Origin of the sequence: Comamonas testosteroni TK102 (assembly GCF_000739375.1) — a bacterium.
Taxonomy (GTDB): domain Bacteria; phylum Pseudomonadota; class Gammaproteobacteria; order Burkholderiales; family Burkholderiaceae_C; genus Comamonas; species Comamonas brasiliensis.
In genome coordinates this window covers 89,125-109,253 of sequence record NZ_CP006704.1, presented here as the reverse complement: position 1 = coordinate 109,253, position 20,129 = coordinate 89,125, and the positions used below count along the sequence as shown (strand labels likewise).

General features: G+C 63.3%; 16 protein-coding genes. 11 read left to right on the top strand and 5 right to left on the bottom strand.

The window, feature by feature from the left end; genetic code table 11:
• Positions 1-88: 88 nt before the first annotated feature.
• From O987_RS00455 to O987_RS00425, 7 genes are all read left to right on the top strand, one after another.
• The gene (locus O987_RS00455) at positions 89-1,651 is read left to right on the top strand and encodes a 3,4-dehydroadipyl-CoA semialdehyde dehydrogenase (protein WP_043370425.1); all 1,563 of its coding nucleotides are present in this window, start codon (positions 89-91) and stop codon (positions 1,649-1,651) included.
• A gap of 3 nt (positions 1,652-1,654) precedes the next feature.
• Entirely contained in the window at positions 1,655-3,217 is a 1,563-nt protein-coding gene (locus tag O987_RS00450) for a benzoate-CoA ligase family protein (RefSeq protein WP_003059853.1), read from the top strand.
• A gap of 190 nt (positions 3,218-3,407) precedes the next feature.
• Positions 3,408-4,571, top strand: a complete 1,164-nt coding sequence (locus O987_RS00445; RefSeq protein WP_003059855.1) for an ABC transporter substrate-binding protein — start codon at positions 3,408-3,410, stop codon at positions 4,569-4,571.
• 158 nt (positions 4,572-4,729) lie between these two features.
• A complete protein-coding gene (locus O987_RS00440) occupies positions 4,730-5,599 on the top strand; it encodes a branched-chain amino acid ABC transporter permease (protein ID WP_043370423.1) in 870 nt (289 codons plus the stop codon).
• A 142-nt stretch (positions 5,600-5,741) separates the two neighbouring features.
• Positions 5,742-6,836 carry a branched-chain amino acid ABC transporter permease gene (locus tag O987_RS00435; protein WP_043370422.1) on the top strand — a complete coding sequence of 365 codons (1,095 nt, stop codon included), beginning with the start codon at positions 5,742-5,744 and terminating at the stop codon, positions 6,834-6,836.
• Positions 6,829-7,599, top strand: coding sequence for an ABC transporter ATP-binding protein (locus tag O987_RS00430; RefSeq protein WP_003059864.1), 771 nt, complete (start codon positions 6,829-6,831; stop codon positions 7,597-7,599). The genes O987_RS00435 and O987_RS00430 overlap by 8 nt, the downstream gene beginning before the upstream one ends.
• A gap of 142 nt (positions 7,600-7,741) precedes the next feature.
• On the top strand, positions 7,742-8,443 hold the full coding sequence (locus O987_RS00425; RefSeq protein WP_043370421.1) for an ABC transporter ATP-binding protein: 702 nt from the start codon (positions 7,742-7,744) through the stop codon (positions 8,441-8,443).
• A 608-nt stretch (positions 8,444-9,051) separates the two neighbouring features.
• Here O987_RS00425 and O987_RS00420 read toward each other — a convergent pair.
• The 4 genes from O987_RS00420 to O987_RS00405 all read right to left on the bottom strand — a co-directional run bounded on the left by O987_RS00420 (position 9,052) and on the right by O987_RS00405 (position 14,877).
• The gene (locus O987_RS00420) at positions 9,052-9,525 is read right to left on the bottom strand and encodes a PaaI family thioesterase (RefSeq protein ID WP_043370419.1); all 474 of its coding nucleotides are present in this window, start codon (positions 9,523-9,525) and stop codon (positions 9,052-9,054) included.
• 212 nt (positions 9,526-9,737) lie between these two features.
• Positions 9,738-11,264, bottom strand: a complete 1,527-nt coding sequence (locus O987_RS00415; protein ID WP_043370418.1) for an acetyl-CoA hydrolase/transferase family protein — start codon at positions 11,262-11,264, stop codon at positions 9,738-9,740.
• A gap of 147 nt (positions 11,265-11,411) precedes the next feature.
• Positions 11,412-12,734: a solute carrier family 23 protein gene (locus O987_RS00410; protein WP_003059874.1), complete on the bottom strand. Its 1,323-nt coding sequence runs from the start codon at positions 12,732-12,734 to the stop codon at positions 11,412-11,414.
• A 232-nt stretch (positions 12,735-12,966) separates the two neighbouring features.
• Entirely contained in the window at positions 12,967-14,877 is a 1,911-nt protein-coding gene (locus O987_RS00405; RefSeq protein WP_043370417.1) for a B12-binding domain-containing radical SAM protein, read from the bottom strand.
• 229 nt (positions 14,878-15,106) lie between these two features.
• On the opposite strand from O987_RS00405, the gene O987_RS00400 reads away from it, so the two are divergent.
• Complete coding sequence (locus O987_RS00400) at positions 15,107-17,329, top strand: acetoacetate--CoA ligase (RefSeq protein ID WP_043370416.1); 2,223 nt, start codon at positions 15,107-15,109, stop codon at positions 17,327-17,329.
• On the opposite strand, the gene O987_RS00395 is transcribed toward O987_RS00400, so the two are convergent.
• Positions 17,326-18,075 (bottom strand): enoyl-CoA hydratase/isomerase family protein, encoded by a 750-nt coding sequence (locus tag O987_RS00395; protein ID WP_043370415.1) that lies wholly within the window; start codon positions 18,073-18,075, stop codon positions 17,326-17,328. The genes O987_RS00400 and O987_RS00395 overlap by 4 nt on opposite strands.
• A gap of 148 nt (positions 18,076-18,223) precedes the next feature.
• Here O987_RS00395 and minC point away from each other — a divergent pair, with 148 nt between their 5' ends.
• Genes minC through minE form a run of 3 tightly spaced genes read left to right on the top strand, consistent with a single transcriptional unit; the run spans position 18,224 to position 20,099 of the window.
• The gene (minC, locus tag O987_RS00390; protein ID WP_043370414.1) at positions 18,224-18,958 is read left to right on the top strand and encodes a septum site-determining protein MinC; all 735 of its coding nucleotides are present in this window, start codon (positions 18,224-18,226) and stop codon (positions 18,956-18,958) included.
• 56 nt (positions 18,959-19,014) lie between these two features.
• Positions 19,015-19,827, top strand: a complete 813-nt coding sequence (minD, locus tag O987_RS00385; RefSeq protein ID WP_003059885.1) for a septum site-determining protein MinD — start codon at positions 19,015-19,017, stop codon at positions 19,825-19,827.
• Between the two features lie 5 nt (positions 19,828-19,832).
• Entirely contained in the window at positions 19,833-20,099 is a 267-nt protein-coding gene (gene minE / locus O987_RS00380) for a cell division topological specificity factor MinE (protein ID WP_003059887.1), read from the top strand.
• Positions 20,100-20,129 lie beyond the last annotated feature (30 nt).

Below are 20,129 nucleotides of genomic sequence, written 5' to 3'. Positions count from 1 at the left end.
CTCGTATTTATCTTTTGATTGCACGCACAATATTGCATGTTGCACCAAAGATTTGATGCTGATCAGAACAGCACTTCAGGAGACCCCCATGACTGAGTTACTGGCCAACCATGTGGCAGGCCGCTGGCAAACCGGCAGCGGCCCTGGCAGTTTGTTACGAGATCCGGTACTGGGGGCCGAGCTGGTGCGTGTCGACGCCACAGGGCTTGATCTGGGTGCCGCCTTTGCCTTTGCCCGCGACACCGGAGGCAATGCCTTGCGCGCCCTGAGCTATGCCCGGCGCGCCAGCCTGCTGGCCGATATTGCCGCCGTGCTGCAAAGCCGGCGTGACGCGTATTACGAGATCTCCACCGCCAACAGCGGCACCGTCAGAAACGATACCGCCGTCGATGTGGACGGCGGCATCTACACCCTGAATCAATACGCCAGATGGGGCGCAGCACTGGGCGACGCCAGACATCTGGGCGACGGCGAAGCCGTGGCGCTGGCCAAGGACGGAGCCTTTCTGTCCCGCCATATCCAGGTTCCGACGCGTGGCGTGGCGCTGTTCATCAACGCTTTCAACTTCCCTGCCTGGGGGCTGTGGGAGAAGGCGGCACCGGCCCTGCTCTCGGGCGTGCCCGTCATCGTCAAACCGGCCACGGCCACTGCCTGGCTGACCCAGCGCATGGTCAAGGATGTGATCGATGCCGGCATACTGCCGCCGGGAGCGCTGTCCATCGTCTGCGGCAGTGCCGCCGGCTTGCTGGATCAGCTGCAGCCCATGGATGTGGTCTCCTTCACGGGGTCTGCGGACACGGCGTCGACCATCCGCTCTCATGCGGCCATCAGCCGCCATTCGGTGCGCAGCAATATCGAGGCCGACAGCGTGAACTGTGCGATGCTGCTGCCCGGCCATGGCCCGGACAGCGAAGCCGCCGCCTTGCTGGCGCGTGAAGTGGTGCGCGAAATGACGGTCAAGTCTGGCCAGAAATGCACGGCCATACGCCGCGTGCTGGTGCCGCAGGCCCTGTATGACAGCCTGGCCCAGACCATCAGTGCGCAGCTGGCGAAGATCTCCGTGGGCAACCCGCGCAACGACGCCGTGCGCATGGGATCTCTGGTCAGCCGCGAGCAGTACGACAGCGTGCAGCAAGGCCTGGGCCGCCTGCTGGAACACACCACGGCCCTGCATGACGGCCGGCGCAATGCGCTGATCGATGCCGACCCGGCGATTGCCGCCTGCGCCCAACCCGTGCTGCTGGGCACACAAGACCCCGATGGCAGTGCACTCGTGCACGACATGGAGGTCTTTGGCCCGGTGGCCACGCTCCTGCCCTACCGTGACCTGGCCCATGGCCTGGCACTTGCGCATCGCGGCCAGGGCTCGCTGGTCTGCTCTATCTACGGTGATGACGACCAGGCCCTGGCCGCCAGCGCCACCGAGCTCGCCGCCAGCCACGGCCGCGTGCACGTGGTCACGCCCGCTGTCGCCAAGCTGCATACGGGCCATGGCAATGTCATGCCCCAGTCCCAGCATGGAGGTCCGGGCCGCGCCGGCGGCGGCTGCGAACTCGGCGGCCTGCGGGCCCTGGATTTCTATCATCGCAAAAGCGCCATACAAGCTGCACCGCAGGTTCTGCAGGCACTGGCCGAAACGACGGGAGCATGAGCCATGGCCGACTTCAGCCAAGCCTTCAACTTTGCCCAGCATCTGTTTGACCTCAACCAGGGGCGCGGTGACAAGAACGCCTACACCGATGACCAGGGCACGCTCAGCTATGCACAGTTGCAGGAGCAGGCCCGCCGCCTGGCCCATGGCCTGCTCGCGGCCGGCATCCATCGCGAGGAGCGCGTGCTGCTGGTCATGCACGATATGCGCGAGTGGGTGATCTCCTTTCTCGGAGCCATGTACGCTGGTGTGGTGCCGGTGGCGGTGAATACCTTGCTCACCGCAGCTGACTACGCCTACATGCTCGAGCATTGCCGTGCGCAGGCGATTCTGACGAATGGCGCGCTGGTTCCCGTGGTGCAGCAGGCCCTGGAGCAGGCGCACCATGAGGTCAACCATATCTGGGTCGCCAGACCCGAGGATGCATCGCCAGGCCTGCCACCGGCCTTCGAGGCGCTGCAGCCCTGGCTGCAGCAGCAAACGCCGCTGGCCCACGCCGCCAGGACCATGGGCGACGACCCCGGCTTCTGGCTCTATTCCTCAGGCTCCACCGGCAAGCCCAAGGGGGCGGTGCATACCCACGCCAACCCCTACTGGACGGCCGAGCTGTATGGCAAACCGGTGCTGGGCCTGAATGAAAACGATGTCTGCTTTTCCGCCGCCAAGCTCTACTTCGCCTACGGCCTTGGCAATGCCCTGACCTTCCCTCTGAGCGTGGGAGCCAGCGTGGTGCTGATGGCCGAGCGCCCCACGCCGGAAGCCACTTTCAGGCGCTGGACCGAGCACCGGCCCACCGTGTTTTTCGGAGCGCCTACGGGCTTTGCGGGCATGCTGGCCCACCCCGCCTTGCCGGCACGCGAACGGGTCAGCCTGCGCATGTGCTCGTCGGCCGGCGAAGCCCTGCCGGCCGAGATTGCCCAGCGCTTCAAGAACCACTTCGGTGCCGATATCGTGGACGGCATCGGCTCCACCGAAATGCTGCATATCTTCCTCTCCAACCGCCCGGACGATATCCGCTACGGCAGCACCGGAAAGCCTGTGCCCGGCTATGCGGTGGAGCTGCGCGGCGAGGATGGACAGCCCGTGGCCGATGGCGAGATCGGCGATCTCTACATCAAGGGCCCGAGCGCGGCCCTGATGTACTGGGCCAACCGCGACAAGACGCGCGACACCTTCCAGGGTGCCTGGCTCAAGAGCGGCGACAAATATGTGCGCGACGCCGAGGGCTACTACACCTATGCGGGCCGCAGCGACGACATGCTCAAGGTCAGCGGCATCTATGTCTCGCCATTCGAGGTCGAGTCCACGCTGCAGCAGCACCCTGCCGTGCTGGAAGCGGCCGTGATCGGCGTGACCGACGAGCAGGGCCTGACCAAGACCAAATCCTATGTGGTGTGCAAGCCCGGGCAGAGCGCCAGCGAGGACGAACTCAAGGCCTTTGTGAAGAACCGGCTGGCTGCCTACAAATACCCGCGCTTCATTGAATTCGTGGACGAACTGCCCAAGACCGCAACCGGAAAGATCCAGCGCTTTCGCTTGCGGGAACTGGACACGAAACCACGCTGACGGCCTGCTGCAAGCGCGCAAAAAGCGTTAGCAACAGCGTCATCCAACTAGGGCAATCGCTGGTATTGCTTTAAACCTAAAGTTGTTAGAGTGCGCTCTTGCACCAGTGCGACCCCCAGCACCACAGCCAGTCATATCCCTTGATCTGAGAACAAGCCGGCATTCATCCATCAACCAGCAGGAGACAAGCATGAGCAAGCAATGGGCACTATGGAGCGCAATCGCACTGGCTGCCGCCGCAAGCGGCAGCAGCGCCATGGCGCAGGAGAAGATCAAGGTCGGCTTCATGCTGCCTTTCAGCGGCACCTATGCAGCGCTGGGCGTGGCGATCGAGAACGGCTTTCGCATGCAGGTCGCCGAACAGGGCGGCAAGCTGGGCGGACGCGAGATCGAATACTTCAAGGTCGACGACGAATCCGACCCCGCCAAGGCCACGGACAATGTCAATCGTCTCATCAAGCGCGACAAGGTCGACGTGATCATCGGCACCGTGCACTCCGGCGTGGCCATGGCCATGGCCAAGGCTGCCAAGGAAAGCGGCACCGTGCTCATCGTTCCCAATGCGGGAGCCGATGCAGTCACCGGCCCCATGTGTGCTCCCAATATCTTCCGCAGCTCCTTCTCCAACTGGCAGACGGCCTACCCCATGGGCGTGGTGGCAGCCAAGGAGGGCAAGAAAAATGCCATGACCCTGACCTGGAAGTACGCAGCCGGTGAAGAGGCCGTCAACGGCTTCAAGGAAGGCTTCGAGAAAAGCGGCGGCAAGGTCAGCAAGCAATTGACCCTGCCGTTTCCCAACGTCGAATTCCAGGCTCTGCTGACCGAGATCGCAGCAGCCAAGCCCGATGCGGTGTTCTCCTTCTTTGCGGGTGCAGGTGCCGTGAAATTCGTCAAGGACTATCACGCCTCTGGCCTGTCCAAGACCATTCCGCTCTACGGACCGGGCTTTCTGACCGACGGCACGCTGGACGCCCAGGGCGAGGCCGCCCAGGGCATGCTGACCACGCTGCACTATGCCGACGAACTGGGCACGGCGCGCGACCAGGCCTTCCGCACCAACTACGCCAAGAACTACAAGCTGCAGCCCGATGTCTATGCCGTGCAAGGCTATGACGCGGCGCAGATGCTGGCCGTGGGCCTGAAGGCAGCCGGCGGCGACATCGGCAAGAAGGATGTCTTCCGCACGGCCATCGAAAAAGCCACGATTGCCAGCCCTCGCGGCGACTTCACCTTGAGCAAGGCCCACAACCCCGTGCAGGACATCTATCTGCGCAAGGTCGACGGCAAGGAAAACAAGAAGATCAGCGTGGCGGTGAAGGCGCTGGCGGACCCGGCCCGCGGCTGCCGCATGTAACGCAAGCAAGCCATACCGCCCTGGATACGTCGCTGCTCTGCGCATGCCGCACCTTTGGTGCCGGCCCCCGGCAGAGCGCCTCGTCTCCAACGCGAATCCGTGATTCGCGGGGCGGTAGCTGCCGCTGCCTCAGCCCTCCCGCTTCAACAAGGATTGCCGTGGATCTCGCCACTTTTCTGGTGCAGTGTCTGAACTCGATTCAGTACGGACTGCTGCTGTTTCTGCTGGCCTCCGGCCTGACGCTGATCTTCGGCATCATGGGAGTGATCAACCTCGCCCATGGCAGCTTCTACATGATCGGAGCCTATGTGGCGTTCTCGCTGGCACCTTATCTGGGCCAGCATTTCATCACCATGCTGCTGGTCGGCGTAGTGCTGGCGGTGGTGCTGGGCTATTTTCTCGAATGGGCATTCTTCAGCTTTCTCTACGAACGCGATCACCTGCAGCAGGTGCTGATGACCTATGGCCTGATCCTGGTGTTTGAAGGCCTGCGCGCCATCCTTGTCGGCAACGATGTGCATGGCGTGGAAAAGCCGGCCTGGCTGGCCGGCAGCTTTCCTCTCATGGGCATGATGCAGTACCCCTGGTACAACGTGTTTGCCGCCGCCGCCTGCCTGCTGGTGGCGCTGCTGATGTACTACACCGTCAACCGCACGCGCCTGGGCATGATGATTCGCGCCGGTGCCAGCAACCGCGACATGGTGCGTGGCCTGGGCATCAACATCAAGCGCCTGTACCGCATCGTGTTCGCGGTGGGCGTGGCCCTGGCGGCCCTGGCCGGCATGATCGCGGCGCCCATGAGTTCGGTCTATCCGAACATGGGCTCCAGCGTGCTCATCATCTGCTTTGTGGTGGTGGTCATCGGCGGCATTGGATCGATTACCGGAGCGCTGATTGCCTCGCTGCTGGTGGGCTTTGTGGATACCTTCGGCAAGGTGTTCTTCCAGGAACTCAGCGGCATGAGCATCTATCTGCTGATGGCCGTGATCCTCGTATGGCGCCCAGAAGGCCTGATGGGAAAGAGATGATGAAGTTCACCCTGAGTCGCTTCGCGCCTTCCCCTGCTCTCGCTACGCGGGCGGGACAACACCTTCGCTGCGGGATGGCCCTTGCCCTGTGTCCCCTGCTTGGTTCGCGCCAGTTCTGCAAGCAGTGCCAAGGATCATTGATATGAGCGACACCTCCTATACGCCGCTGCCGCAATCCAACCAGGCCTATGCAGAAGCACCAGCAGTCACCAACCAGAGCCGCCCCATTCGCGCCCAAAGCGTCTGGGTAGGGGTGGTGCTGCCGCTGGCCGCCGCAGTGCTGCTGGCGGCCGCCCAGCCCTTCTGGTCGGCCTATCTGTCCGATCTGGTGGTCAAGATCATGATCCTGTCCATCTTTGCGCTGAGCCTGCATATCCTGGTGGGCGGCGCAGGGCTGGTCAGCCTGGGCCATGCCGCCTACTTCGGCCTGGGTGCCTATGCGGCGGTGAAGGCTGCCGGCCAGGACGGCGGCAACTTTCTCGTCATGCTCGGCGCCGCCGTCGGCGTCTCGGGCCTGTATGCCCTGCTGGTGGGTGCACTGAGTCTGCGCACCAAGGGCGTGTACTTCATCATGGTCACGCTGGCATTCGCGCAACTGGCTTTCTTTGTCGTGCACGACGTGGGCTACTTTGGCGGCAGCGACGGCATCCACCTGATGCAGCGCCCGGCCATCGGAGCACTGGACATGGAAAGTAGCAGCACGCAGTACTTCGTGGTGCTGGCCGCACTGGTGCTGGTCTATGCCTTCATCGCCATGCTGCGCCACTCGCGCTTCGGCCATGCGCTGGCCGGTATTCGCGTCAACGAGCAGCGCATGCGCGCTGCCGGCTTTGCCACCTACGGCTACAAGCTCGCCGGCTTTGTGATCGCCGGTGCGCTGGCGGGGCTGGCGGGCTTTCTGCTGGCCGCACGCGATGCCGTGGTCAACCCCGAGCTGCTGGCCTGGCACCACTCCGGCGAGGTCCTGCTGATGCTGATTCTGGGCGGCGTGGGTTCGCTGCGCGGTGCGGTGCTGGGCACCATCACCTTTGTGCTGCTCAAGGAACTGCTGAGCACCCATGCCATCGTGGGCAATGCCGCGGACCACTGGCAGCTGACGCTGGGCCTTGCCATCATCGCGCTGGTCGCGCTGCTGCCCAAGGGCCTGGTCGGCATCAACGATAAATGGCAGAAGAAGGCTGCAGCGCGGACCGGCCAGTCGCCAGAAGCTGTCGAGCAAGGAGGGGATCATGGCTGATGCAGGCAATGCTCCAAAGATGTCCGTGCGCGGCCTGACGCGGCGCTTTGGCGGGCTGGTGGCCGTGAACAATGTGGATCTGGATCTGCATCAGGGCGAGGTCCATGCCGTCATCGGCACCAACGGCGCAGGCAAGTCCACGCTCATCAACATGCTCTCGGGCGAGATAGCAGCCAGCAGCGGCAGCATTGCACTTGAAGGCCAGGACGTCACGCAGATGCCGCAGCCACTGCGCGCCAAGGCCGGCATCGGCCGCAGCTACCAGCGCACCACCATCTTCCCCGAGTTCACTGTGCTGGAGAACTGCCGGCTCACGGCCCAGGCCCAGGCGCTGCCCAGGCCCTGGCGCATCTGGGAGTCGGCCCAGCATTGCGCAGCCAGCATGCAACGGGCGCAATCCGCGCTGCAGCGCGCCGGTCTTGCCCAGCATGCCGGGCGCATCGCCGGCAGCCTGAGCCATGGTGCCAAGCGTCAGCTGGAAGTCGCCATGTGCCTTGCCACGGCGCCACGCGTGCTGCTGCTGGACGAACCTCTGGCAGGCATGGGCGCCGAAGAAACAGAACGCATGCTGGAGCTGCTGCAGGAGCTCAAGTCCGCGCATGCCGTGCTGCTGGTGGAGCACGATATGGATGCCGTTTTCCGCATTGCCGATCGCATCACCGTCATGGTCAACGGCAGCGTGGTGGCCACGGGCACGCCCGATCAGATTCGTATCGACCCGGTCGTGCGCACCGCCTATCTCGGAGAGGAAGAGCATGCTTGAAACTAGGCACCCCCTGAGCGGCTCTGCCGCTTCCCCCTCTCTCGCTGCGCGGGAGGGGGACGGCACCATCGCTGCCGGGCGGCCCTTGCTTGCTGCCTCGGGCACAGGCACGCGCCCACTTTCCGGGCCTTCGAACCATGCCATGTTCAGCCTGCAGGAGGTGCACAGCTTTTACGGCGACAGCCATATCCTGCACGGCATCTCGCTGGATCTGCCTCAGGGCCAGGCCGTGGGCCTGCTGGGCCGCAACGGCATGGGCAAGACCACGCTGATCCGTACGCTGATGGGTTATGTGCCGGCGCGTTCGGGCCAGGTGTTTGCCGATGGCAAGGAGGTGACGAATTCCGCCCCCGAAAGAATGGCGCGTCTCGGCATTGGCTATGTCCCCGAAGGGCGCGGCGTTTTTCCCAACCTCTCCGTCAAGGAAAACCTCTTGATGAGTGCCAGAGCCGGCCTGGACGGCAGCCGGGGCTGGACCTACGAGCGTGTACTGGAAACCTTTCCACGCCTCAAGGAGCGACTGTCCAACGGCGGCGATCAGCTCTCGGGCGGTGAGCAGCAGATGGTCTCCATAGGCCGCGCGCTGATGACCAACCCGCGCCTCATGATTCTTGACGAAGCCACCGAGGGGCTGGCGCCGCTGGTGGTGGCCGAAATCTGGCGCGTGATTGCCCAGATCCGCGAGACCGGCATCTCCACGCTGATCGTGGACCGCGACTACAAGAAGGTGCTGGCCCATACCGACAAGGCCGTGGTGATGGAAAAAGGCCGGCTGGCCTTGCAGGCGGAGTCCGCGCATCTGCTGCAGCAGCCGGAGAAGTTGTCGGCGTTGCTGGGGGTTTGAGCGGGGAAAGGTTTTGCGCCTTTCTTACATGGCAGAGTTCTTCTCTTTGATATGAGGCAGAGGGCGGGTCTCGGCCCGCCTCGCCGGCTTACTTTCTTGCTGGTGACGGAAGGCCGCTCCCAAGAAAGTAAGCAAAGAACAGCCCCTGCAGCCCAAGTCCCTCCGCTGCGCTACGGGCAACCTGCGCCGTCAAAATGGGTCATAGCAGAGCTTCTTTATCAAACTGATAGCTGCTACCGCAATCTGTATAAGCGCTAGAAGCCAATTTCGTCATAACTCTCGCAGGCCGTCCGATCCCGCTTTCACCCGTCTGGCTGCGCCTGCGGCACGCAGTTCAGGCTGCGGGCATTGGCACCGAAGAGTGCCAATGCTTCGTGCTCTGACTTGCGGCAACGTGTTTGAGCGAAGTGCGCCAGCACACAGCGAGTTTTGCCGCACCGCGGTCTGAATTGCGTGACACAGGTTTGCCCGGAGCGAAGCGCAGGGACGCAGACATCCGGGTCGCATTCTTTGGGTTACGTTTCTTGTGCGAGCAAGAAAGGTAACTCGCCTGCCGGGGCGAGTCCCGGCCTCTGCCCTAAAAACAAAGCGGTCTCGCAAACAAAAGCCTACTGCACCCCACCCAACGAAGCCGCATCCAGTCGCACATTCTTCGCTGCCTCGGGCGGCAGGATAGCCATCGTCAGGCTGCAGTTGCAGGTCAGCTTGCCTTCCTCATCGCGCAGCTCCACCGCCCAGACATGCGTGGTGCGCCCGAGGTGCGTGGGCCGCGCCGTGGCGGTGATCCAGCTGCCTTTGCGGCCTGCGCGCACATGGCTGGCGGTCACGCCGAGGCCCACGCAGCGGTAGCCTTCGGGAATGCTGCAGGCCGCAGCCATCGACCCCAGCGTCTCGGCCAGCACCACGCTGACACCGCCGTGCAAAATGCCATAGGGCTGGCAGGTGCGTTCATCCACATGGATGCGGGCGCGCACATAGTCGTCGCCGTATTCGGTGAACTCAATGCCCAGATGGGAAATTGCAGTGTTTGCGCTGCCTGCGTTCAGCGCTTTCAGATCGAGCTCTCGGGTCCAGATCGCCATACCAGTCCTTGTGGTGCATGAAAAAAGGACGCTCCTTGCAGAGCGTCCTTCGATGCTAAGGACTTGGAGCCGCCAACGCCAGCACCAAGCGGACTAGGCAGCAGCTCCCAATCCACCCCCGCCCCAAGCCAGAGACACCCAGCAAGGGCCGCCCCGCAGCGAGGGTGTCGTCCCCCTTGGGGGAAGCCGCGGGGCCGCCCAGGCGCAGCGGCTCAGGGGGTAGCGCAGCTACGCATATCGCCCTTGTCCATGAAGCGCTGATGCCAGGACAGCGCCTCGGTCAGGATATGGGGCGTGTGCTGTGCACCCTGCTGGCGCGAGCGGTCGAAATAGTCCTGCAGCTGGGCGCGGTAGTCCGGATGGACGCATTGGTCGATGATGACTTGCGCACGCTGCTTGGGCGACAGGCCGCGCAGATCGGCCAGACCTTGCTCGGTGACGATGATCTGGGTGTCATGCTCGGTGTGGTCCACATGCGAGCACATGGGCACGATGCAGCTGATCTTGCCGTCCTTGGCCACCGAAGGCGTGACGAAGAAGGACAGATAGCCGTTGCGGGCAAAGTCGCCCGAGCCGCCGATGCCGTTCATCATGCCCGTGCCCATGACATGCGTGGAGTTGATGTTGCCGTAGATGTCGGCTTCGATCATCGAGTTCATGGCGATGATGCCCAGGCGGCGCACCAGTTCGGGATGGTTGGAGATTTCCTGCGGACGCAGGATGATGCGCTCGCGGTAGAAGTCGATGTTGTCCTCGAAGTCCTTGCAGGCTGCCGCAGACAACGAGATGGAGGTAGCCGAGGCCTTGCTCATCTTGCCTGCGCGCAGCAGATCCAGCATGCCGTCCTGCAGCACTTCGGTAAAGCCCAGCAGGTTCTCGAACGGGCCGGTCAGCAGTCCGGCCAGCACGGCATTGGCCACATTGCCCACGCCCGACTGGATGGGCAGCATTTCCTTGGGCAGGCGGCCCATCTTCATCTCGTGGGCCAGGAAGTCGATGATGTAGCCAGCTATTCTTTGAGAGTTTTCGTCCGGTGTGGCAAACACATTGTCGCGGTCGCCCTTGTGGGTCTCGACCACGGCCACGACCTTGGCGGGGTCCACCTTCAGGTAGGCATCGCCGATACGGTCGTCGGCATGCGTCATGTTGATGGGCATGCGGCGCGGCGGGATGGCCGTGCCGTAGTAGATGTCGTGCATGCCCTCCATCCGGGCAGGCGGCTTGGTGTTGACCTCCAGAATCACCTTGTCGGCAATCTCCAGCCAGGTCTTGTTGTTGCCCACGGCCGTCGAAGGGATCAGCAGGCCGTCGGCGGTCACGCCCAGCACCTCGATCACGGCGACGTTCATGTGGCCCAGAAAGCCGAACCAGGCATGCTGCGCCACGTGGGACAGATGCATGTCGATGAAATCGATCTCGCCCGCGTTGACGGCCTTGCGCGCGATGGGGTCGGTGTTGAAGGGCAGACGCTGACCCAGGGCATGGGCTTCGGCCATCACGCCGTCGCACTCGGCGGCGGTTGACGCGCCGGTCCAGACATTGATCTTGTAGGGCTTGCCCTGGGCATGCTCGGCCTTGGCGCGGGCCGCAATGGCCTGGGGCAATGCCTTGGGGTAGCCGGCTCCGGTGAAGCCGCTCATGCCGACATTGACACCGTGGGGAATCAGGGCGGCTGCCTCTTCGGCCGTCATGACGCGCGAGAGGAATTCTGGGTAACGTACGCGATCTGCGATGGACATTGCATGCTCCAACTAAAAAAAACCGCCCGGGTAGGGCGGCATATCTCCAGCGAGAAATGTTACCAGCGCGGAACATTAATACCAGGATTCTCGGCAAAGGCCCCGCGCTGCTGTCAGGGGAATGTTCCCTCGATTACATGTTGGCACTCACCTGGCCTGTACCTTGGTTTCAGATTTGCGCTCGCCCATGGCCAGCAGTGCGTACAGGATGATGGCGCCGAAAGTGGCGCAGCCGATGCCGCCCAGCGCGAATTCGCCGAACCTCAGCGTGAATTCTCCGGTACCCAGAATCAGGGTGATGGCAGCCACGATCAGATTCTTGGTGTCGGAAAAGTCGACCTTGTTGTCCACCCAGATCTTGGCACCGGCAATGGCGATCAGGCCGAACACCACGATGGAGACACCGCCCATGACGGGCAGGGGAATGGCCTGGATCAGTGCACCGAACTTGGGCGAAAAGCCCAGCAGCACGGCCAGCAGGGCCGCCACAAAGAACACGGCCGTGGAGTAGATGCGGGTCGCCGCCATCACGCCGATGTTTTCGGCATAGGTGGTAACGCCCGTGCCGCCGGCTGCGCCGGAGACCATGGTGGCCACACCGTCACCGATGAAGGCCCGGCCCATGTACTGGTCCAGGTTCTTGCCCGTCATGGCCGTCACGGCCTTGATATGGCCCAGGTTCTCGGCCACCAGAATGATGACCACGGGCACGATCAGCAGCATGGCGTTGCTGGTGAATACCGGCGCATGGAAGCTGGGAATGCCGAACCAGGCGGCATTGAGCACGCCGCTCAGATCCACGGGCTTGCCCCAGCCCAGGCCGTTGGTGAAGACGGCGTAGAGCACGCTGGCAATGATCAGGCCGATCAGAATCAGCAGGCGCTGCAGCATGCCGCGCGTGAACACGGCCACCAGCGCCACGGACACAAAGGTCAGCGCCTGCATCCAGGATTCGAAGTTGTTGGACGCCATGTTCTTGATGGGAATCGAGGCCAGGTTCAGGCCGATGATGGCCACCACGGCGCCCGTCACCACGGGTGGCATGAAGCGTTCGATCCAGGCCGTGCCCACCATCTGCACCAGCAGGCCGACCAGCATGTAGACAAAGCCGCAGGCAATGATGCCGCCCAGCGCCACGCCGATATTGGCGTTGGCAGGTCCCTGGCTGGCCACATAGCCGGTGGCGATGTTGACCACGCCGATGAAGGCAAAGGAAGAGCCCAGATAGCTGGGCACCTTGCCGCCGGTGATAAGAAAGAAGATCAGCGTGCCGATACCGCTCATCAACACCGCCAGATTGGGATCGAACCCCATGAGGATGGGGGCCAGCACCGTGGAGCCGAACATGGCGATCACGTGCTGGATACCCATCAAACCGGTCTGCGTCCAGGGCAGTCGCTCATCGGGGCCGATGACGCCACCGCCCTGCAAGACATCGGACGATCGCTCCGTCCATTGAAACATTCCCATCCCATCGCTCCTTGGAGATATCAAAAACGGAGCAGATTATGGCAAGCAGTGCTTGCCCGCTGGGGCCGTGCAAGCACTGGTAAACCAGGGACTGTGGTCTCTCGCACACGCTGGAAAACGGCTGTACAAGGGCAAACTATCAAATACATAGCTTGCAGCGCAATACCGTCAATGAATTAATCAATAAACAGATCTAAAGTTGTTTATCAGCAAGCGCTAGCAGCTATCAAATTCACTGCTTCTGCTGCAGCGCACGCGCAATGCGGTCGCGCTTGACCGTGGGCTTGGGCACCTTGAACGGGAACCACATGCGCACATCCTCCTCCAGCCCGATGCCGTGCATGAAGTTGTAGATGGCCTTCTTGAGCGCCGCGCCCAGGGCATCGTGATCGACGCCCGTGGGGTCGATGAAGGGGCGGTCATTCTTGGCAAAGTTGCCCTCGGGCAGCGGCGGCAGCTCGATGCCGTATTCCTCGGGGTTGAGGCCTACGGGCGAGTGCACGGTGCAGCTGAAGCGGTGAAAGAAGCCGCTTTGAATGCAACCGTTGAGAAACAGCTGGCGCACATACTCGAGCGCGTCCACCGTGTCCTGAACGGTCTGCGTCGGAAAGCCGTACATCAGATAGGCATGGACCAGAATGCCGGCCTCCGAGAACGCCTTGGTCACGAGTGCCACCTGGTCCACGGTCACGCCTTTTTTCATCAGCGCCAGCAGCCGGTCGGATGCCACTTCCAGACCACCCGAAATCGCGATACAGCCGCTGTCGGCCATCAGCTCGGCCAGCTCGGGTGTGAAGGTTTTCTCGAAGCGCACATTGCCCCACCAGGAGATGCCGGCGTTGCGCGCAATCAGCTCCTGCGACAGCGCCTTGAGCGCCTTGGGCGGTGCGGCCTCATCGACAAAGTGAAAGCCGGTCTGGCCGGTCTCGGCGACGATGGCTTCGATGCGGTCGGCCAGCACGGCGGCGCTGGCGCCCTCGTAGCGCCCGATATAGTCCAGGCTGACATCGCAGAAGCTGCACTTCTTCCAGTAGCAGCCATGGGCCACGGTGAGCTTGTTCCAGCGCCCGTCGCTCCACAGACGGTGCATGGGGTTGAGCATGTCCAGCAGCGACAGGTATCGGTCCAGCGGCAGGCCGTCCCAGGTGGGCGTGCCGACCTCGGCAAACGCGATGTCGGACTCCATCATGTTCACGTACTGCACCTTGCCGTCGTCGCCGCGCACAAAGGTGCGCACCAGGCGCGATCTGCCGCGCTCGCCGCGCAGATGCTCGAGCAGCGCCAGCAGCGGGCGTTCGCCCGCATCCAGCGTCACGAAGTCGAAGTAGTCGAACACGCGCGGCTCTGCCAGCTCGCGCAGCTCGGTGTTGACAAAGCCGCCGCCCAGCACGGTGGCAATCTGCGGGAAGCGCCGCTTGATGGTCTGGGCAATGCGGAACGCCGCATAGGCCGAGCCCGGAAAGGGCACGGACAGCAGAACCACCGTGGGCTGGTGACGCTCCACGGCCTCCAGCGTCAGGCGCTCCAGCACCTCGTCCACCAGATTGGGCTCTGCCGCAAGGGCATTGGCCAGCGGATCGAAAGTGGGCTGGCTGCCGGCCAGCGACTCGGCATAGCGCACGAACTCGAAGCGCTCGTCCACGGCATCGCGCAGCACATCGGCCAGATCGTTGAGGTAAAGCGTGGCCAGATGCTTGGCCTTGTCGTGCAGTCCCAGGGCCCCGAAAGCCCAGCCCAGCGGATCGCCGCCTTCCTCGTCCTCATACACATCGAGCGTGGCAAAGCGCGGGCCTTCGGGCAGAAAGTGGCGCCCCACGATGCGGTGGGCCAGCGTGGAGTCTCGCCCCTGCAAAAACGCAATCGTGGGCGCAATCGTGGCCAGATAGCGCTCCTGCTGTGCGACAAAGGACTGCACGGCAGGCGTGTGCTGCCTGGCAGGCAGGCTCCGGATGCGCTCGGCCACGGCGCGCAGGCCATCTGGCGAGAGCAGCTGCAGCACCAGGGCCAGGGCCAGGTCTTCCTGCATGGCGGTGATGCCGCGCGAGCGCAGAAAGCCGGTCAGATAGGCCGTGGAGGGGTAGGGAGTGTTGAGCTGCGTCATCGGCGGAATGACGGCCAGCACGCGGGTGGGCAAAGCGGACATGGGGTGCGGGTCGCCGGCATGCGCCGTTGACGGTGTAGACAGGCCCCGATTATCGGTGAGGACTTACGCAAACAAGGATGCACCAAGGCCGCAACCCTGATGCAAAGTTCTTGCCCAAACCTGATTTGCGCAAGTCGTGTCGGTTTGACCGCGCATCCGTGCTGCACAGGTGACATCTGCGGGGGCCACCACCAATGACTTGCACGGACTGCAGCGCTAGGCTGAGGCCATGTCCTGTGCCTCCCCCAACACCGCCCCCTATATTCCCCAGATCCGGCTGTACCAGAACTGGCTGCGTGAGACGCGCGGCCTGAGCTTCGCCGACTATGACGCGCTGTGGCGCTGGTCGACCAGCGATCTCGATGCCTTCTGGCAAAGCATCTGGGATTACTTCGATCTGCAGTCGCCCACAGCACACAGCGCGGTGCTGGCCAGCAACACCATGCCCGGTGCGCAGTGGTTCCCTGGCGCGCAGGTGAACTATGTGCAGCAGGTGTTGCGCCATGTCCAGCCGGCCCATGCCGCCGGCATGCCGGCCGTCATCAGCCGCAACGAGCAGGGCCTGCAGCGCGAGCTGAGCTGGCCCGAGCTGCAGCATCAGGTGGCGTCCCTGGCCCTGCATCTGCGCGCCCAGGGCGTCGCCAAGGGCGACCGCGTCGCGGCCTATCTGCCCAATATTCCCGAGGCCATGGTCGCCTTTCTGGCCTGTGCCAGCCTGGGCGCCATCTGGAGCATCTGCGCACCCGACATGGGCACTCATGCCGTGCTCGACCGCTTCAAGCAGATAGCGCCCAAGGCGCTGATCGCCGTGGACGGCGTGCATTACGCAGGCAAGGACATAGACCGCCGCGAGGTCCTGCAGGAGCTGCGCCAGGGCCTGCCCAGCGTGCAGCACGTGGTGCTGGTGCCCAATCTGAATACCTCGATAAAGATAGCTGACACCGCAGACTACACAAGCGTTACCGCGAGAAATGATGCTGATACCGCTGCCTTTGAGCCCGAATGGCTGGCGTTCGACCATCCGCTGTGGATCGTCTACTCCAGCGGCACTACGGGCCTGCCCAAGCCCATAGTCCACGGTCATGGCGGCATGGTGCTGGTGGCCCTGCAGCTCAAGGGTCTGCACAACGACATCGGCTGCAGCTACGAGCCCAACAGCTGGGGCGAGCGCTACCACTGGTACAGCTCCACGGGCTGGGTGATGTGGAATGCCCAGGTCTCGGGCCTGCTGGGGGGCACAACCTGCGTGATCTTTGACGGCAGCCCCGGCGGCAGCAAGGACAAGCCCGACTGGGGCACGCTGTGGCGCTTCGCGGCCGAGACCGGCGTGACCAGCTTTGGCTCAGGGGCGGCCTTCTACGCCAACTGCATGAAGGCCAGTGTCGATCTGTCGGCCTGCGGCGATCTGTCACGCATACGCGGGCTGGGCAGCACGGGCTCGCCGCTGTCTGCCGAGGTGCAGCAGTGGGGCACGGATCAGTTCCGCAAGATCCGGCAGATGAGCGGCGCCGGGCCGTCGGCCCCCTTGGGGGAGCGTGGGGGCGACATCTGGTGGAACAACCTGTCGGGCGGCACCGACTTCGCGGGGGCCTTCATCGGTGGCAACCGCGATCTGCCGCTGGTGCCCGGCGTCATGCAATGCCGCCAGCTGGGCGCGGCCGTCGAGGCCTGGAACGAAGAGGGCCAGCCCGTGATGGACGAGGTCGGCGAGCTGGTCTGCACCCAGCCCATTCCATCCATGCCGCTGTTTCTATGGGGGGACGTGAGCACCGCCGAGTCGCCTCAAGGTGCGAAGGCCCCCTCGGGGGGCGCCCGGCTTAGGGGCAGCGACCCACACCCAGTGGGGGAGCGTGGGGGCGATCCATTCGGGAAACGTTATCTGTCCAGCTATTTCGACATGTATCCGGCCGGTCATGGCCGCCAACCCGGCGGCGGTGACGGCCCGGCAGAGATGGGGCCGGTCTGGCGTCATGGCGACTGGATCAAGCTGCTCGGCGAGGGCGGCTGCATCATCTACGGCCGCAGCGACGCCACCATCAACCGCCACGGCCTGCGCATGGGCACCAGCGAGATCTACAGCGCCGTCGAGGCCCTGCCCGAGGTGCTGGACAGCATGGTGGTGGACCTGGAATATCTGGGCAAGGACAGCTACATGCCGCTGTTTGTCGCCCTGCGACCCGGCGTGGAGCTGGATGCGGCCCTGCGCGAGCGCATCAACAAGGCCATCCGCTCGGCGCTGTCGCCCCGCTTTGTGCCCGACGATATCTTTGCCGTGGCCGAGATCCCGCGCACGCTCAGCGGCAAGAAGCAGGAGCTGCCCATCAAGAAGCTGCTGCTGGGCCAGCCCCTGGCCAAGGTGGTCAACAAGGACGCCATGGCCAACCCCGGCTGCCTGGACTGGTACGAGGGCTTTGCCAGGGAATACCTGGCCAAGGCAGAGACAGTGGCCTAACGCCCGGTAAACAAAGGCTGGCGCTTCTCGCGCCAGGCCGCGCCGCCTTCCTTCAGATCGGCCGATTCGATGGTGGCCTGCACGGCAGCATCGATGCCGGCCTTGTCATGCACGCCGCGGGCAATGGCGTTGAGGTGCTTCTTCATGCCCAGCAAGGCTAGCGGCGCCATGCCGGACAGCGTGGCCTGCAGCTGCGCCACGCGCTCGCCGATATCTGCGCCGTCCGCCAGATCGGTCAGAAAGCCGCAGTCCTTCATCGCCTGGGCCTGCAGCTTCTCGCAGGTCAGAAACAGGCGCTTGGCCGTATCCAGGCCCAGCCGGGTTACATAGCGCTCCAGGCCCGAGCCGTAGAAATGCAGGCCCAGCCGCGCGGCGGGCATGAACATCTGGCTGTTGGCACCGCCGACGCGGAAATCGCAGGCCAGCGCCATATCGGTGGCGCCGCCAAACACCCCGCCCTGGATCGCGGCAATCGTCACGGCGCGGCAGTTTTCCACGGCATCCACCATTTCGCCGAAGGAGCTGCCCTCGTTCTGGCTGTTGGCAATCTCGGCGATGTCGTAGCCGCTGCAGAAATGCTTGCCCACCGCCTGCAGCGTCAGCACCAGCACGGCCGGGTTGGCATTGACCTCATCGATCTGGCGACGCAGCACGCTCAGGTCTTCGGGCAGCAGTTTGTTGGCAACTTCGGGGCGGCGCAAGGTGATGCGGGCACAGGCGCCCTGGATCGAAAGCTCTGGAGACATGACTGTATTTTCATCCAGACCTGTGCAGATAGGGCCTCTGAGGTGCATCAAGTGTTGCAGTGCAAACACTCGGTGACCTTATCTTTTGCCGGTTGACAGGTACACTTTGTCGTCCTCATAGAGCACCTGATGTGCGCTGATCCCATCCATGTCTGTTGAACCGACCGGCGCCGAGCGCCCCAGCTTTGACCTCAAGAGCGCGCAACTGCCGGTGCTTTCCGTGGTGCTTCGCAGCACCGACATGCAGGCACTGGCCCAGGATCTGGCACGTCGTCTGGCCGACGACCCCGACTTCTTCGACAACGACCCCGTGCTCATCGACCTCAGCCAGGTGTGTGAAGCCGAGCAGGAGATCGACTTCCCGGCCCTGCTCGAGGCCCTGCGCAACCACCGCACCGTGCCGGTTGCCGTGCGCAGCGGCAGCGAGGCCCAGATGGAGGCGGCCAAGGCGCTGGGGCTGAGCGCAGCTCCCGATGCCATGCCGGCGCGTCGCGCCGAGCCGGAAATCCACGAGATCATTCGCGAGGTGGAGGTCGAGGTGCCCGCACCTCTGGCCGATGCCCTCATCGTGGACCGGCCGCTGCGCTCGGGCCAGCGCGTCTATGCCAAGGGCACCGACATTGTGGTTCTGGACATGGTCAGCTATGGTGCCGAGGTGATTGCCGACGGCAACGTCCATGTCTATGCGCCGCTGCGCGGCCGCGCCGTGGCCGGGGCCAGCGGCAATACCAGCGCCAGAATTTTTAGCACTTGCATGGAGGCGCAACTGCTTTCCATTGCAGGTATCTACCGCACAATTGAAACCGATCTCCCCAAAGAAGTCGCCGGCAAAGCTGCCAAGGTGCGTCTTGAAGGAGAAAAAATCATTATCGAGCCGGTATGAGACACACCGGACACCCTATCAACCTGCCCCATTTGTCTTAAAGGAATCGTGCAAACATGGCCAAAATCGTCGTCGTGACCTCCGGCAAAGGCGGTGTCGGCAAGACCACCACCAGCGCCAGCTTCGCATCCGGCCTCGCTCTGCGCGGCCACAAGACCGCAGTGATTGACTTCGATGTGGGTCTGCGCAATCTCGATCTGATCATGGGCTGCGAACGCCGCGTGGTCTATGACCTCATCAATGTCATCCAGGGCGAAGCCAATCTGAACCAGGCCCTGATCAAGGACAAGCAGTGCGAAAACCTGTTCGTGCTGGCCGCTTCGCAGACCCGCGACAAGGAAGCCCTGACGCAGGAAGGCGTGAAGAAGGTGCTGGACGATCTGTCCGCCATGGACTTCGAGTTCATCATCTGCGACTCGCCCGCCGGCATTGAAAGCGGCGCACTGATGGCCATGCACTATGCCGACGAGGCCCTGGTGGTGACCAATCCCGAAGTCTCGTCGGTGCGCGATTCGGACCGCATTCTGGGCATGCTCAGCTCCAAGACCGAACGTGCCGTCAAGGGCGAGAGCATCAAGGAACATCTGCTGATCACGCGCTACAACCCCAACCGCGTGGAAGACGGCCAGATGCTGTCGCTGGAGGACATCCAGGACATTCTGCGCATCGAGCTGATCGGCGTGATTCCCGAATCCGAAACCGTGCTCCAGGCTTCCAACCAGGGCATTCCGGCCGTGCACATGCAAGGCACCGACGTGGCCGAGGCCTATCAGGACGTGGTGGCACGCTTCCTGGGCGAAGAAAAACCCATGCGCTTTACCGAAGCCGTCAAGCCCGGCTTCTTCAAACGCATGTTTGGCGGGAGGTAAGCCATATGTCCATGTTGTCGTTTCTGCTCGGAGAGAAGAAAAAATCCGCCTCGGTCGCCAAGGAGCGTCTGCAGATCATTCTCGCCCGTGAACGCGTGGGCGGCGAAAGCGGCAAGCCCGACTATCTGCCGGCCCTGCAAAAAGAGCTGATGGCCGTGATTTCCAAGTATGTGGACATCAACCCCAATGACATCAAGGTACAGCTGGAGCGCCAGGAAAACCTTGAGGTTCTGGAAGTCAAGATCGAGCTGCCGGACGCCACACGCGGCTGACACCAACTCATCTATTCAAAAAATGGGCCT